This is a genomic window from Glutamicibacter sp. Je.9.36 (assembly GCF_051129975.1).
In the GTDB taxonomy this organism is placed as follows: domain Bacteria; phylum Actinomycetota; class Actinomycetes; order Actinomycetales; family Micrococcaceae; genus Glutamicibacter.
Genome location: NZ_JBCPSN010000001.1, coordinates 670,595 through 686,323 on the forward strand (window position 1 = coordinate 670,595; position 15,729 = coordinate 686,323).

Genomic DNA, 15,729 nt, shown 5'->3' on the forward strand with positions numbered 1-15,729 from the left:
CGCTAGCTGCGCCGGCCCGCATTCTCGAAGAGTTCCGCGGCGACTTCCACCCAGGCTTGGGCACGGGAGTTCAGCCGCGAACTGCGGGGCCAAGCCACCGAAACCGGAACCACGGCGATATTTTCGTCATCGAGTTTCAGCGGCTTGAGCACCACGTTCAGCTCTTCGTAGGGTGCTTCCAGGGCCGGTTGCTGGAACAGCACAGCCACCCCGCGGCCGGTACTGACCAGCGAGCGCACGGTCGCATAGGAACGCGAGCGGTGACGGATCATCGGTTCCAGCCCGCTGCCCTGGTACAGGCCGAGGATGCGCTGGGTGATCGGCTCGGATTCGAAGAGGACCAACGGCTCCTTCGCGATTTCACGCAATGACACCGACGGGCTGGCGGCCAGCGGATGCCCGGAAGGCAGCAGTATCTGGGCCTCGGCCATCGCCACGGTGGCCGAACGCAAGGCTGGTGAGATCTCCGAACCGTAGAGGAAGGCGACATCGATGGAACCATCGAGCAGCGCATGCTGCATTTCCTGGTGGAACCCCTCCAGGAAATCGACCTCCACCTTCGGGCATTGCTGGGCAAAGGCACTGAGCATGGGCGGAATGATGATCGGGCCCAGGGGCATGAAGCAGCCAACGGTCAACGGGCCGGCAAGCTCTTCGCGGGTTCCCTGGCCCATGGTTTCCAGATCATGGGCCCGCTCCAGCAGTTCCCGGGCCTGGAGCAGCACGGTCTTGCCGGTCGCGGTCAACGTCAGCCCCTTGGCCCGGCGCTTGATCGCCAGCTCGGCACCGACGATGCGTTCGAGTTCCGCGATGGACATGGAAATTGCCGAAGGCGCCAGATGCAGCCGGCGGGCAGCTTCGGCCATGGTTCCAGCCTCGGCCGCGACAACGAAGTGCCAAAGCTGGCGCAAGGTCAGTTGCGGGTGGGACACAAGATTCATGTCATCAAGCATATTGATGGCGGCAGGAAACAAAGCAAGTTTTTTAGATTAAGACAGTGGGGCCGCGGCGTTCGCCGATGGCCAGTGGAAGGGTGAATCATGGATCGTCGTGAAGAATTTCTTGAGGCAGCCAAGGAAATCGTTGGCGCAGAAAACGTTGTTTCCTTGGGAGATTCCGAGGGCTACTTGGATCCCTACCCGCTGAACCCGGGCCGTACCCCTTGGCCCGGCATCCGCCCGGCCAGCACCGATGAAGTGCAGGCCATCGTCAAGCTGGCCACCGAGCACGAGGTACCGTTGTGGACCTTCTCCTGCGGCAAGAACCTGGGCTATGGCGGCCCCGAACCACGCGACACCGGCATGGTGGCGCTGGATTTGAGCCGCATGAACCGCATCATCACGGTCGATGACCGGCTGTGCTACGCCGTGGTGGAGCCCGGCGTCACCTTCTTCGATCTCTTCGACTACATCAAGGAACGCGGCCTGAAGGTGTGGATGTCGGTGCCGGCCCTAGGCTGGGGCTCGGTCATGGGCAACATGCTCGACCGCGGCTACGGCATGACCCCGCTGGGCGACCACGTGAAGTCCTTGTGCGGCATGGAAGTGGTCATGCCCGACGGCGATCTGGTCCGCACCGGCATGGGCGCGATGGACGGCACCGAGCTGGGCCCGATCTTCCAGGGCGGCTTCGGCCCGACCTTGGACGGCCTGTTCACCCAGTCCAACTACGGCGTGGTTACCCAGGTCGGACTGTGGCTGATGCCGGCACCGCACACCTACGTCAATGGCGATATTTTCGTCGACGACGAGGCGCACCTGCCGCAACTGATCGACATCCTCACCACCTTGCGCCGCGAGGAAATCATCCAGAACAATGCCCTCTGCGGCAATGTGGTGCGCGCGGCAACCATGCGCGGATCGCGCGCCGACTTCTGGGATGGCGAAGGTTCCATTCCCGACTGGCGCCTGGAAGAAATGCGCCAGGAATTCGGCATTGGCCAGTGGAACTGCAAGTTCGCCTTCTACGGCGACCGCGAACTGTGCGAACGCCGCCTGCAAATCGTCAAGGACCGGCTCAGCGTGATCCCCGGTGCCCGCGTTGACGCCCGGTTCTACTCGGGAGAAGAGGGCTTGGCCTTGCAGCATGAGGACATCGCCGCCCAGGACCGCACCCAGATGGCCGGCGTCCCGACCTTGAAGCCGCTGTCCACCGTGGGCTGGGCCGCTGAAAACGGCGGACACATCGACGCGGCGCCGATCATCCCGGCCCGCGGCGAACTCGTGGCCGAGTTCTACCAGGAAGCCAAGAAGCTCTACGCGAAGCACGGCTTCGACCTGTACATCGGGTACCACCTGTACCCGCGGCATATGGTTCACGTGACGATGATCTTCTTCGAGCGCGGCAACCAGGAGATGCTCGCCCGTGCGCGCGCCTTGTACTCCGAGCTGCTCGATGCGGCCCGCGCCCGCGGCTACGCGCCGTACCGCAGCCACGTGGACTACATGGACCGCATTGCCGACGGCTTCGACTTCAACGACAACGCAGCACGCCGCCTGCAGGAGAAGATCAAGGATGCACTGGATCCGGCGGGGATCCTGGCCCCTGGCAAGCAGGGCGTCTGGCCTGCGCGCTTCCGCGATCAGCGCTCCAGCGTCTAGGGCTAGGCTCTGAAACTAGAATGATGCCCTCGCCATCAGCAGGTGGCGAGGGCATCAGTTCGTCGTGAATTCCGAGGAACGCGCAGAACAAGATAGTCGGAGAGCTGTACAGACGGGGTACGTCGCGCTCGTTCGAATAGAACAGGTTTGCATATATTCGGACATTCCCGTCCGCGTTGCCGCGATGGTTCTGCGAAGAACAACCGAACTTTACCCATTGGAAACTGCCGGCCAGCGATGTACGACATCTAGTGCATGGCGCCATGAAACAGAACCGAAGTAAGCTGAAAACCAGTGGGGCAAGCAATCGAATAAAGCTTGAGGCTACTTGGAACAATGCCAAGCACCAGCGCTCATCGGCAGAGGCCGAGTCGCCCAACTCGGCCCACGTCACGAATCAAGGTGAGATGAAAGAACAAGCCGTACAGAGCGAACCATACATCTTGGTCCCGCACACGGTGACGGACCTCGACGATTTCGTCGCTCATCCCGAAAACTACTTGGTAAGCATGTTCCAGGAGCCTGGACGCGCCGCCGGCATTTGGCGGGATCGACTGAACAGAAACCCGTACGGGAGTGAAGGTTTCCTCTCCTTGTCGTACCACGGGACCGAATTGATTTCAGCCGAGCTGTGGGATGAAGTGACTGGAATCTGGTTTGAGCTGATTGAGCTTGTAGAGGAGTACCTGTTAAAAGGATCAGCCGAAAGACTGTTTCCAGGCCAGCCAGTACCACTACGGCTGGAAGTGAAGGGACGGTCGACGCTATTCACCGTGAACCAGCAGAAGAACCGCGTTGATCCCAGCGACTTCATCCCGGGAATCCTGGATGAAGCCCATCGCTACTTCACATGGGTCGAAGAAAACATCGGAACCGGCGAGGGCCAGGCACTCCAGGCTATTAATTCCTTGCGCAATCAGTTCCTTGAACGAGTTCATTCACGCTAATGAACTCCCATTCGGGCTTCTTAAGCTGGGTCGCTGCGAAAAGCGGCGACCCAGCTCTTGCCTTGATAGCGACGCAAAACAGGCTTGCCGGCCATCCGCGTTGCCAAAACACTGCCGGGATAGAGGCCGGAGGCATGCAGCATCATGTTGGAAACTGCGCTTGCGCCGGCTCCGGAACCAGTCGGAAATGTTCCCGCTGCAGCAATCCGGGTCAGGGCCTGGGCGTGGGAATGCCCACGAAGGTTCTGGCTACTTGAGCAGCTTCACGTGAGGCAAGCAGGCTAGCCCGACCTCGCCACCGTTTTTCACCGCACTGAGCGTGGTTTCGTAGTGCGCACGCAATAGCTGGCCAGCCAGTTCCGCATTGCGGTCCAGGGCGGCGTTGAGGATATCGCGATGCTCCTTGTCCAGGTCCCGCTTGGCGTCACGGGTGGCCGGTCCGGCCCAGCGTCCATAGAGCTGGATCAGGTCAGACAGGGTGCGAGTCACCTCGGTCAGCAGCGGAACACCACAGGCCTCAACGAGCTTGTCATGGAAGTTCTGATGCGCGTGATTCCATGCCGGGGTGTGGTTATCCGGGTCTTCGTCCGAACGGCGCGGCGTGCGCTCCAGGGTGTGGTGCGCTGCCATCAGCTCGCTCTCCCACTCCAATGGCGCACGTTCGAAGCCCAGCGAAATTGCCAGCTGCTCGTTGACGCAGCGCATTTCCACGATGTCGCTCAAGTCGGCCAACGACAGTTCCGGGACAAAGAAGCCCTTGTTGGGTCGAAGGGTGACGAGCTTGTCCCCCACCAGCCGGGTCAACGCTTCGCGAATGACCGTACTCGAGGTTTCGTAATGCTCAGAAAGATGCGTGAGCTGCAGCCGGGCACCTGGTTCCCAGCGCCCATCCAGGATATCGGTGCGCAGGGTGTCGCGGATGTGCTTTGACATCGTCTCTGAATCGGTGCGTTTCGCCATGACACAAATCATACCAAAGTCGGCAAAGAATACATTTTTAGTTGACTTATGCATAACCAAGAGGTGACACTGGTTACATCACGCGCCTGTCAGACCCTGTCGCGCACGGCCCGAAAAGACTTGCTAGGAGTAACCAATGAGCGAATCACTGATCGAGACCGCCGCCACCAAACAGGTAGATGACCTGTACTGGCGCGCAAACTACTCTGCTATCACCGAAAGCGACGAGCAGCTGCGCAAGATCGTTGCAAGCACCGACCTGCCGCCACTGATGGTGGCCCTGGCCGCGGCAACCGGCGATTACTCGATCCTTCGTGATGAGCTGCGTCCGCCGCAGCCGCCGGTTGACACCGTGGGCCAGCCGCACGGCGGCATGGACGCCGCAGCTCAGGAAGCGGCCCGCGAATTGGCCTTCGAAGCACTGCGCCGGATCCGTGATGAAAAAATCACCTCAGTGGAGACCCTGGACGACGAGCAGGCCACCACGATCCTGGACTGGATCACCAACCAGGCCACCACCGATTACCACCAGATGCTCAAGCACGACATGGCATTGGTTCCCGAAGTGAGCGGCGCACCGGCCTTCACCAAGGAACAGGTTGCTCCCACCCGCGACTTCACCGTGGCAGTCATCGGCTCGGGCGTGGCCGGCATGGCCGCCGCCTACCGCCTGAAGCAGGCCGGTTTGGACTACACCGTCTTCGAGAAGGGCCACGAAGTCGGCGGCACCTGGTGGAAGAACACCTACCCGGGCGTGCGCCTCGATACCCCCAACTACGCCTATTCATTCTCCTTCGCGCAGCGCGATGACTGGCCCCAGCAGTTCTCCGAAGGCCCCGAGATCCACAAGTACACCCGCGACGTCGCGGAACGCGGCGGCATCACGCAGAACATCCAGATGGGCACCGAGGTGCTTTCGGCTACCTGGGATGAAGAAGACGGACGCTGGGTACTGTCCATGATCGTGGACGGCGGCGAAGTCCAGGAACGCCGCTTCAATGCCGTCCTGACCGCCGTCGGCCAGCTGGACCGCCCGAAGTTCCCCGATACCCCGGGCCACGACACGTTCGCCGGCATCCACGTGCACTCGGCCGAATGGAAGCCGGGCATCGATTTGAAGGGCAAGAAAGTTGCCGTCATCGGCACCGGCGCCAGCGCCTACCAGATCGTCCCAGCCATCGTGGATGAGGTCGAAGAGCTCAAGATCTTCCAGCGCTCCTCCCCTTGGATGCTGCCTACCCCGTTCTACTACGAGGACATGCCCGAATCGGTGAGCTGGCTGGTCGAGCACCTGCCGCAGTACGGCCAGTGGCTGCGCTTCTGGCAGCACTGGCTGGGCGTCGAGGGCCGCCAGCACACCACCGCCGCGGATCCTAACTGGACCAAGGAAGGTTCAGTGTCCGCGGTCAACGAGCGCGTGCGCCAGCAGCTGACCGAGATGCTCAAGGAGCAGTACGCCGATCGCCCGGACCTGTTGGCCAAGGTCACCCCGGACTACATCGTGGGCGGCAAGCGCATGCTGCGCGATAACGGAGTGTGGGCCAAGAGCCTGAAGAAGCCGCAGACCACCCTGGTCACCTCGGGCATGAACGAAATGACCGAGGCCGGGATCATCGATGGCGACGGCACCCTGCACGAGCTGGACGTCATCATCTACGCCACCGGCTTCCAGGCTTCCGAATTCCTCGAGCCGCTGCGCATCACCGGCCGCGAGGGCAAGGACATCCACGAATACTGGGGCGGCAACGCCACCGCCTATGCCGGGGCCACCGTGCCGGGCTTCCCGAACCTGTTCATCGTTTCCGGACCGAATACCGGGCATGTGGTCAACGGCTCGCTGTTCTCGATGATCGAGTACGGCCTGACCTACATCCTGGATGCGCTGAACATTGTGCTGGAGAAGGATCTGAAGGCACTGGACCTGAAGCAGGAGGTGCTCGACGCGTTCGTGGCGGATCTCGATGCCGCCAACGCGCAGAAGGCCTGGGGCCACCCCGAGGTGCACACCTGGTACAAGAACAAGTTCGGCCGCGTCTCGCAGATCTGGCCTTACCCGATCGTCGAGTACTGGAACATCACCCGCGCGGTCGACCAGTCGCAGTACACGGAAATCCGCTAGGCATGGGGGTTTACAGCTACGCGCAGCGCAGCGGCGGGCGCTTCGGCAAGCTCAGTGAAGCCACCGGGCTCACCGCAGCGCAGCCGGCAATTTTCCCGCAGACCCCAGGTTCCCTGGATTGGTTGCTAGGTCCTGCACTGCAGGAACTGCCCCAGTCCGAGGATGCTTTCCAGGTTGCAGTCTTTGCTCCGCTGGATGCCAAGGACCTTCCGGTGATGGTTTTCCTTCCCGGCGGCGGCTTCGTTTCCGGCGCCGGCACCGTGCGCTGGTACGACGCGCAGGACTTTGCCGAGAAGCAGAACTGCGTTGTTGCCGTGGTCAACTACCGCATCGGATTGCTGGCCCACAACCAGCAGGTGGGCGGCGGGAATACGCCGCCCGAAGAACTGCTCTTGGCGCTCGAATGGGTACAGCGCAATATTGCTGAACTCGGTGGCAACCCGCAGGAAGTCACCCTGGCAGGCCAGTCCGCAGGTGCCTTCTGGGCCTTCGCATTGGCCCAGCTTGAGGCAGCCCGTGGACTGTTCAACAGGCTCTACGTTGGTTCGCTGTCCTTCCAGCCGCCGATGGGTGAAACCCAGGCGCAGGAACGCAATGCGGTGATGGCCCAAGCGCTTAATGGCACCGCCTTGGCCGAGGCAAGCACCGAGCAGCTATTGGCTGCCGGCACAGCACTGGCCCAGGCTTGGGCCGGGCGCGGCTTGGGCCTCTACCCGAGTACCGATGAGTCCGTTCCGGCGGATCTTTTTGATACCGCGCGGGCAGTCGAACGCCTTCATGTGAAGCAGCTATTGCTCTCCTACACCGCCGATGAGGCAAGTGCCTTCATTGGCATGGCCCCCGAGCAGGCATTCACCGTCGATAGCGTGCGCGGGTTTATTGCAGGGAACTTCAATGAACCGCAAGAAGTCTTCGACGCACTGGTTGCCGCAGAACCGCAAGCAACGGCCAAGTCACTCATGGTTAGGGCGATGAGCCTGCACCAGATTCAACTCTATGCCGTGGAATTGGCCGATGCGGCAGCCGCTGCCGGCATCCAGGTTCAGCTTCTGGGCTTCGAGGTTCGCTCCCCCTTGCCTCACGCTGGTTCGGCCCACTGCTTAGAGCTGCCGTTCCTCTTTGGCAACCGTGAGCGCTGGCAGGATGCCCCGATGCTCGATGGCGTGGCCGATGAGCTCTTCGAGCAAACGGCGAAGGTTCTGGGTGATGCCCTAGGGTCATTTATCCGTCTGGGAACCGCGGCTACCGGCGATAATAACGCTCTTGCCGTGCACCAAACGGGTGCCCAATCGCTGACAGCACTGGATGAAACAGGCCTGATCAAGCGCGAAATTCAGCGTCAGTTCAGCACCAGGCGCCCGGTTTTGGCCTAGTCTTTGCGCGCCTATTCTTGCGGACCAGCAGGTCCGCTTGGGCAGGCGCGCGAGTCTTTTTCCGAAAACACTAGACAATCTAACTTAATGTAAATAATCTAATTATCTAGATCACAATATTTTTATCGGCTACAGAAGGGATCCGCCATGGCTTGGGGATTAATCAGGGAAATGGGCCACGTGTCCATCCAGACCAATGACATCGAAGGATCCATCTTCGACGCCACGCAGCTGCTCGGCCTGCGCGTCACCGAACGCACCGGCAACGAGGCCTACCTCGCAGCGAACTCAGTGCACCACGAGCTGACCTACGTCGAGTCCGAAGTCAACGGCATCCACTCCCTGGGCCTGATCGCGCAGAACGGCGACGCGCTGCGCGAGATCCGCAAGCGCGTAGCCAACGAGAACTTCAGAATCGTCTCCGAAACCCCGGTCTCCGCCGGCGTGCAGGACGGCTTCTCGTTCATCGGCCCCGAAGGCTGGATCTTCGAGGTCTACACCGGCATGCAGCACAACGACCGCGGCCTGCTTTCCTTCGGCCCGGACCGCTACGGCCACATCAATTTCCACCCGCGCGACGTGCGCGGCATGATGGAATTTTTGCGCCGGATCTTCGGCTTCCGGCTCTCGGATGTCATCGGGGATGACTTCGCCTACTTCATGCGCTGCAACCCGGATCACCACGGCATCGCGCTGATCAAGGGCCAGGGCACCTTCCACCACCACGCCTGGCAGGTCCAGTCGATCGGCGACCTGGCCAAGCTCGGCGACCGTCTGGGCGCGGCCGGCCGCGAACTGATCTGGGGCCCGGTCCGCCACGGCGCCGGCCACAATATCGCCGCCTACTACGTGGAAACCTCCGGCGCGGTCGTGGAGCTCTACACCGATTTGGAGCAGATCTACGACGATGAGCGCGATCCGATTGTCTGGGGCGAAGACGAGAACTGGTGGAACATGTGGTCCAACCGCCGCACCGAGGACTTCCGCACCTTCGGCATTCCCACTGTCACCGAACTGAAAACCTTCATCTAGAACACCCGAAAGGCACCACCATGCAGTACGTATCCTTCAAGGCAGCTGACGGCACCGAAACCTGGGGCGTGTCCATCGACGGCACCGTCTACGACTTGGGCCCCACCGGCAAGAACCTGGCCGCCAACACCCGCGACGCCATCGAAAAGGGCATCTTCGGCACCCAGCTGGACCTGTCCGGCGCGCCAACCATTGCCGAGGACGAGATCGACTTCCTGCCCTCGGTGACCAACCCGGGCAAGATCATCTGCATCGGCGTGAACTACCTGGCCCACCAGGAAGAGTCGGGCAAGACCGGGCAGACCGCACCGACCGTCTTCACCCGCTTCGCCGACTCGCAAATGGGCCACCTGGCCCCTGCGGTCAAGCCGACTTCCACCACCAAGTTCGACTACGAGGGCGAAATGGCCCTGGTCATCTCCAAGGAAGCCTTCCACGTGGAGAAGGAAGACGCCTGGGACCACATCGCCGGCTACGCCTGCTACAACGACTTCTCGGTGCGCGACTGGCAGAAGGCCGCCAGCCAGTGGATCCCGGGCAAGAACTTCCCGGGCACCGGCGGCTTCGGCCCGTACCTGGTTCCCGCAGCCGACCTGGGCGATATCACCACCGCCGTACTGGAAACCCGCGTGAACGGCGAAGTGCGCCAGAACGCCCCGGTATCCAACCTGGTCTTCGACATCCCGACCCTGATCAACTACGTCACCGGCTTCACCCGGCTGAACCCGGGCGACGTGATCGTCACCGGCACCCCGGGCGGAGTGGGCCTGTTCTACGGTCCAGAGGGCCTGATCAACCACGGCGACGTCGTCGAGGTCGAGATCACCGGCCTGGGCATCCTGCGCAACACCGTGGCCGACGAGGCTTCGCTGCTGGCCGGCGCACAGGCCACCGCCGGCGCCACCGCCTGACGCGCACTGTTAATACACGAAGCACGAAGGAAGTAGCGGGCAGTGGCACAGTCTCATGAAATCGACGTCCTGGTCATCGGCTCGGGTCCCACCGGCCTGACCGCCGCCAACCTGCTGGCAGATGCCGGCCTGCAGGTTGCATTGATCGAGAAGAACCCGGGCAGTGGCGATGAGCCACGCGCCATCAGCGCCACCGATGAAACCCTGCGCGTCATGGCGCACCTGGGAATCATGGATGAGCTGGGACCGCAGATGCTCATGGACACCGGTGCCCGCTACTTCGGCCTGGGCGGCAAGGTCATTGCCGACGTTCGCCCAGGCACGCCCCGCCTAGGCCAGCCCGGCAAGAGCCAGTTCGACCAGCCAATCATGGAAGGCCTGCTCTATGAGGCCGCCACGCTGCGCCAGAACCTGGATCTGCACTACGCCACCGCGGCCACCAGGATCGAACAGCAGGCCGATCACGTGATCGTGCACGCCACCCGCACCGGCGAAGCCACCACCGGATTCAACGGCTCCAAGGCAGCAGACACCGGGCAGAACCCCTACGCAGCAGCAGAAGGCGAAGAAACCGCCCTCGAGTTCAAAGCCAAATGGGTACTTGCCTGCGACGGCGGTCGCTCCTTCACCCGCCGCGAACTGGGCATCGGACTGCAGGGTTCCACCCAAACCGAACGCTGGATCGTGGTGGATCTGCTCGATGTGCCGGGCAACCCCGAACCTTTCGCTTCCTTCCACTGCAACGGGCAGCGCCCGGCCGTCGTGGTCCCCGGGGTCGGTGGCCGCCGCCGCTATGAATTCATGCTCTTCGATCACGAAGATGGCGACGCGATGATCACCCCCGAGTCCATCACCGCCCTGGTCGCACCATTCCAGGACACCAACGTGGTCTCCGTACGCCGCGCCGCGGTCTACACCGCACACCAGCGCATCGCCGACACCTACCGCAAGGGACGCATCCTGTTGGCCGGCGACGCCGCGCACCTGATGCCGCCCTTCGCCGGGCAGGGGCTGAACGCCGGCATCCGCGACGCCGTGGGTGCTGCTTGGCGCCTGGCCGCGGTCATCAAGGGTGAAGCCAACGAAATGCTCATCGATGACTACGAAACCGAGCGTCGCCCGCATGCCGCGGAAATGGTCAAGCTTTCCAAGCGCATCGGCTGGGTAGTGATGAACACCAACCCGGTGATCACCCGCGTGCGCGATGCCGTAGTCACCAGCACCCGCATCATCCCACCGCTGAACCGCTGGCTAACCGGCATGCGCTTCCTCAAGCAGCCTCACTACACCACCGGCACCGTCGCCGCACCGGTTTCCGGGGTTCCGCACCTGGCCCAGAACTTTGCCGGTCGCATGCTTCCGCAGCCAAACCTTGAGGTCAATGGCGCCACTGTGATGCTCGACGAGCTGCTGTCGGCCGGCTGGAACACCATTGAGGTGGCTGCCGGATCCCAGCTGGTCTTCACCAATCAGGACGGCGATAGCGTGAGGGCCAAGGACATCCACCGGGTCTTCGATACCGCCACCGGTACCGCACTGCTGGTGCGTCCAGACTACTATGTAGCAGGCATTGCACCAGCACGCGAGGTCGACCAGCTTCTGGAGGCGCTCAGCGCCAAGGCCACCGTGCTGCGCACCTTCGGTGCCGCCAAGCAAGGAACTCGTGGCTAAGCCAGCAGAAGCTGCCCTGTCCGGCATCCGCGAAGCCATTCTCGATGGCGCGTGGATGCCCGGCGAGCGCCTTGCTCCCCCGCATCTGGCCCAGCGTTTTTCCACCAGCACCACCGTTATCCGCGAATCCCTCACCCGGCTTTCCGGCGAGGGTTTGGTGGCGGCGATCCCCAACCGCGGATTTTTCGTACCGGAGCTGAACCTGCAGCAGTTGCAGGATCAGACCGAGCTGCGCTGTGTCACCGAGGAGTTGGCGGTCAACCTGGCCATCGCCCGCGGGGATCTGGAGTGGGAGTCCGCGCTGATTGCCACGCATTACCGGCTGTCCAAGGCTCCGCGGCGGCAACTAGATAACCCGGAGCAGTTCACCCCTGAATGGGGTAAGGCGCACCGCGATTTCCATCAGCTGCTGCTGGCTCCATGCGCCTGCCCGCCGATCCTTGAGCTGTCAGCCAACCTGGCCAATTCCACCTTGCTCTACCGGCGTTGGGCGGCCGCTTCGCAGGGTGCCACGCACCGAAATGTCGAGGCCGAGCATGAGGCCCTGCTGCAGGCGGCACTTGATCGCGATGCGCCAACCTTGGCTGCGCGCTTGCGAACCCACTATGAGGCTTCGGCCAAGATTATTCTGGATGCAGGCCTGCTCAAGCTGGATATTTTCTAGCGCCCAGCGACCTAACGTCTAGCGCAGGAAGGTTCGGGCCACGCTGAAAGCTGTGCGCTCGGCTAGCTCCATGGTGTCTGCTGAAAGTTCTGCCAGCGTGGCCGGACCTGGTGCAATCGAGTACGCGGCCAGGATTCCCGAGGACTCCAGCTGCTCATCGGACAACTGCACCGAACCGGCCACCACGATGACCTCGGCCTGTTCACCGGCAGCCTGCAACACCCCGGAGACTACCTTGCCGTCCAAGGATTGCGCATCCAGCCGGCCTTCACCGGTGATCACCAGGTCAGCGTCGGCCAGAATTTCATGGGCACCAAGTACCTTGGCCACCAAATCCCAGCCCGGCACCAGCTCCACCTCGAAGTAGGACCCTAGGCTCACCGCAATCCCGCCGGCAGCCCCCATGCCCGGCTGCTCACGCAGTGCCCGGCCGGTATTGGCTTCCAAGACATCGGCCAGTTGCGCCAACCCCTGATCCAAAATCTGGACATCATTTTCACTGGCGCCCTTTTGCGGCCCGAAGATCGCAGCCGCACCCTTGGCGCCCAGCAGCGGGTTGGTGACATCGCAGGCGATTTGCCAGTTAACCTGCCCGGCCCGGGCATCCAGCTGCGAAACGTCGATCCGCGACAACTGGTTCAGTGCCCCGCCCCCTGCGGGAAGCTGCTCCCCGTTGGCGTCCAAGAATTTTGCGCCCAGTGCGCTGAGCAAACCCGTTCCGCCATCGGTGGTTGCTGAACCGCCTAGGCACAGGATGATCCGGGTGACCCCTAGATCCAGCGCATGAGATACCAGTGTGCCCAACCCATAGGTAGTGGCACCCAGTGGTTGCCGTGGCACGTCGCTCACCTGCGGCAACCCGGCTGCTTCGGCCGCTTCCACCACCGCGATTCTCCCGTCGGCCGAAAGCCCCAGCCGGGAGGTGACCGGACGCCCCAAGGCGTCGGTGGTCTCCAGTGCGATCGCCTCGGTCCCCCAGGTGTCGATCAGCGCTTCAAGGGTTCCCTCGCCGCCGTCGGCGAAGGGCACCGCTGTAATCTCGACCGCCCGCGACCGGCTAGCCGCACCCTTGCTGAAGCCTCGTGCCAAGGCCGCAGCTACCCCGCTGGCGCGGGCACTTCCCTTGAAGGAGTCGGGCACAATGGCCACCTTGCAGGGCATCGAATGCTGGGTTGAAGTCATACCCATCAGCCTAGGCACTCTTGAGACCTGCACCTATGGTCTTTTGACTGTAGTTCGAGCGAAGTTCGGGGCCTGCTTATGTGCATTTGTCTGGGTCGCAGAAGCTTCTCACGTGCATCGCTAATAGCTAGCTCTGCCAAAGGAATGGCACAGAAAGCGGCATTAGAGTTTAAAACACCTCTTGAAGGTGCGAGTGATGATCGTAAGGATTCCCGTCGGATATTGCCCGGCGGGAATCTTTCTTTAACCAAGTTCGTGATTAGTCCCGCTGGGAGTCGCGGTACTCCTCGATGGAAGCGTTGAAGCGCTGCAGGTAGCCGGCGAACTGCTCAACGTCCTCGGCCTCCCACTCATTCAGGATTCGGTCCAGGGCATGGAGGGTTACCTCGCGGGCATGCTCCAGCTTCGCTAACCCCAGGTCGGTCAGCGTGATCTTACGCGCAATATGGCCATCGGGATCTGCGATGCGTTCCAGGTAGCCATCGTCGATTCCATGGGTTACCTGGCGTTGCAGGGTGGAGTTGTCCAGCCTCAGCCCGTGGCTTAGTTCCGCGATACTCAGCGGACCCTGGGCCTGAATGCGGCTCATCAGCAGGTACACGCTGCGATCGACACCACCGAACTGGCGCTGCTGCGCGATGGTGTAGCGGCTGAGCATGAGCTGCTCGTATTCGATCTGTTCCAGATGGCGCTTCATTCCGAACTTCTCCAATGTGTAAAATACATACAGTATGTAGCTTACACATTTATCCCGGAAGGCTCTTGTGCCCAACCCCACCCCCACCGGACATCCGAAATCCGGACTCGCCGTCGGCATCCTCGCCACGGCAGGCATCGCCTCATCGCTCACCCAGACGATGGTTGCCCCACTGATCCCCCAGCTGCCTGAAATCTTCAGCACCTCACCGGATAACACCGCATGGATCATCACCGCGACCCTGCTGGCAGCTGCCGTAGTGATGCCGATTTCCGGTCGTCTCGGTGATATGTTCGGCAAACGCCGAATGATCCTGATCCTGGCCATCCCGCTGATCCTCGGTGGAATCATCTGTGCCCTGGCGCCAAATGTCACCGTCATGATCATCGGCCGGGCCTTGCAAGGCTTTGGTTCAGGCATGATCCCTCTGGGTATCGCAATGTTGCGCGACCTCGTGGATAAGGCGCATCTGCCGGCAGCCATCGCCACGGTTTCAGCCACCCTGGGTGTGGGCGGTGCGATCGGCCTGCCGCTCTCCGCAGCGCTGATCGAGTTCTCTTCCTGGCGCGTGCTGTTCTTCTTCGGTTCGGCGATTACCGTTGTGGTGGCCGCATTGATCTTGAAGTTCATTCCGGCAATCCCAACCATCGGCGCGAAAACCCGCTTCGATTGGCTTGGTGCCGTCGGCCTGGCCATCGGCTTGATCGCCCTGATGCTCGGCGTTTCCAAGGGCTCAACCTGGGGCTGGGCTTCCCCGCTGGTCCTGAGCCTGCTGATCGGCGCGGTCATCGTTTTCCTGCTGTGGGGAGTATGGGAGCTACGCACCAGTGCACCGCTGGTGGACCTGCGCACCGCCGCAATACCCCGGGTGCTGTTGACCAATATCGCCTCGATCTTCGTGGGCTTCGGCATGTATTCCAGCTCGCTGGTGATGCCGCAGATCCTGCAGATGCCTACCGAGGCAGGCTACGGACTAGGGCAGGGCGTACTGGCCGCCGGCCTCTGGATGGCTCCAGCCGGCCTGATGATGCTCTTCCTCTCCCCTGTGGGCGGTCGACTGACCAGCGCCAAGGGACCAAAGTTCACCCTGGTGCTGGGTATTTTCATCATGTCCGCTGGCTACGCGGTAGGCCAGATTGGCATGGGCAGCCTCTGGGGCCTGCTGATCACCAGCTTGGTCATCAACTCTGGCGTCGCCCTGGCCTACGGCGCAATGCCAGCCATCATCATGGGTGCGGTGCCACGCAGCGAAACCGGTGCCGCCAACGGCTTCAACACCCTGATGCGTTCGCTGGGTACCACCTCGGGTGCGGCAGTGATTGGCCTGGTTTTGGCGCAGATGACCACCGACTTCCACGGCACGGTGCTGCCCTCCGAAGCCGGGTTCCACATGACCCTGTGGCTCGGTGCGGGAATCTCGTTGCTGGCGGGGTTGATCGCCCTGGGCATCCCGGCACTGGCCAAGCCCACCCCGGAGAAGATCTAGTTCACCTCCAGGGATCCATGGCCTACGCGCAGTGCATGCTTACCGCATCCACAGAATGCCAACTTAGAGTAGTAAGTACCTCATGAA

The 15,729-nt window shown here is 62.1% G+C and carries 13 protein-coding genes; 9 read left to right on the forward strand and 4 right to left on the reverse strand.

Going from position 1 to position 15,729, the window contains the following annotated elements:
• Positions 1–2: 2 nt before the first annotated feature.
• Positions 3–941: a LysR substrate-binding domain-containing protein gene (locus tag AAZQ98_RS03140; protein ID WP_181149069.1), complete on the reverse strand. Its 939-nt coding sequence runs from the start codon at positions 939–941 to the stop codon at positions 3–5.
• Positions 942–1,040: 99 nt separating this feature from the next.
• On the opposite strand from AAZQ98_RS03140, the gene AAZQ98_RS03145 reads away from it, so the two are divergent.
• Both AAZQ98_RS03145 and AAZQ98_RS03150 read left to right on the forward strand, forming a co-directional pair.
• A complete protein-coding gene (locus tag AAZQ98_RS03145; protein WP_434689755.1) occupies positions 1,041–2,600 on the forward strand; it encodes an FAD-binding oxidoreductase in 1,560 nt (519 codons plus the stop codon).
• A gap of 263 nt (positions 2,601–2,863) precedes the next feature.
• Complete coding sequence (locus tag AAZQ98_RS03150; RefSeq protein ID WP_434689758.1) at positions 2,864–3,547, forward strand: hypothetical protein; 684 nt, start codon at positions 2,864–2,866, stop codon at positions 3,545–3,547.
• Between the two features lie 249 nt (positions 3,548–3,796).
• On the opposite strand, the gene AAZQ98_RS03155 is transcribed toward AAZQ98_RS03150, so the two are convergent.
• Entirely contained in the window at positions 3,797–4,507 is a 711-nt protein-coding gene (locus AAZQ98_RS03155; RefSeq protein WP_166650759.1) for a GntR family transcriptional regulator, read from the reverse strand.
• A gap of 136 nt (positions 4,508–4,643) precedes the next feature.
• Here AAZQ98_RS03155 and AAZQ98_RS03160 point away from each other — a divergent pair, with 136 nt between their 5' ends.
• The 6 genes from AAZQ98_RS03160 to AAZQ98_RS03185 all read left to right on the forward strand — a co-directional run bounded on the left by AAZQ98_RS03160 (position 4,644) and on the right by AAZQ98_RS03185 (position 12,277).
• Complete coding sequence (locus AAZQ98_RS03160; RefSeq protein ID WP_434689761.1) at positions 4,644–6,626, forward strand: flavin-containing monooxygenase; 1,983 nt, start codon at positions 4,644–4,646, stop codon at positions 6,624–6,626.
• 2 nt (positions 6,627–6,628) lie between these two features.
• The gene (locus AAZQ98_RS03165; protein WP_434689763.1) at positions 6,629–7,999 is read left to right on the forward strand and encodes a carboxylesterase family protein; all 1,371 of its coding nucleotides are present in this window, start codon (positions 6,629–6,631) and stop codon (positions 7,997–7,999) included.
• A gap of 147 nt (positions 8,000–8,146) precedes the next feature.
• Positions 8,147–9,031: a VOC family protein gene (locus AAZQ98_RS03170; RefSeq protein ID WP_434689766.1), complete on the forward strand. Its 885-nt coding sequence runs from the start codon at positions 8,147–8,149 to the stop codon at positions 9,029–9,031.
• Positions 9,032–9,051: 20 nt separating this feature from the next.
• The gene (locus AAZQ98_RS03175; protein ID WP_434689769.1) at positions 9,052–9,942 is read left to right on the forward strand and encodes a fumarylacetoacetate hydrolase family protein; all 891 of its coding nucleotides are present in this window, start codon (positions 9,052–9,054) and stop codon (positions 9,940–9,942) included.
• Between the two features lie 42 nt (positions 9,943–9,984).
• Positions 9,985–11,613 (forward strand): FAD-dependent monooxygenase, encoded by a 1,629-nt coding sequence (locus AAZQ98_RS03180; protein WP_434689771.1) that lies wholly within the window; start codon positions 9,985–9,987, stop codon positions 11,611–11,613.
• Positions 11,606–12,277 carry a GntR family transcriptional regulator gene (locus tag AAZQ98_RS03185; RefSeq protein WP_434689773.1) on the forward strand — a complete coding sequence of 224 codons (672 nt, stop codon included), beginning with the start codon at positions 11,606–11,608 and terminating at the stop codon, positions 12,275–12,277. Before AAZQ98_RS03180 ends, AAZQ98_RS03185 begins: the two co-directional genes overlap by 8 nt.
• A gap of 18 nt (positions 12,278–12,295) precedes the next feature.
• Here AAZQ98_RS03185 and AAZQ98_RS03190 read toward each other — a convergent pair whose 3' ends face one another.
• Together AAZQ98_RS03190 and AAZQ98_RS03195 are read right to left on the reverse strand one after the other, a co-directional pair.
• A complete protein-coding gene (locus AAZQ98_RS03190) occupies positions 12,296–13,459 on the reverse strand; it encodes a glycerate kinase (protein ID WP_434689774.1) in 1,164 nt (387 codons plus the stop codon).
• Between the two features lie 259 nt (positions 13,460–13,718).
• Positions 13,719–14,156, reverse strand: a complete 438-nt coding sequence (locus tag AAZQ98_RS03195) for a MarR family winged helix-turn-helix transcriptional regulator (RefSeq protein WP_105656474.1) — start codon at positions 14,154–14,156, stop codon at positions 13,719–13,721.
• Positions 14,157–14,223: 67 nt separating this feature from the next.
• Here AAZQ98_RS03195 and AAZQ98_RS03200 point away from each other — a divergent pair, with 67 nt between their 5' ends.
• The gene (locus tag AAZQ98_RS03200; protein WP_434689776.1) at positions 14,224–15,642 is read left to right on the forward strand and encodes an MFS transporter; all 1,419 of its coding nucleotides are present in this window, start codon (positions 14,224–14,226) and stop codon (positions 15,640–15,642) included.
• Positions 15,643–15,729: the final 87 nt, after the last annotated feature.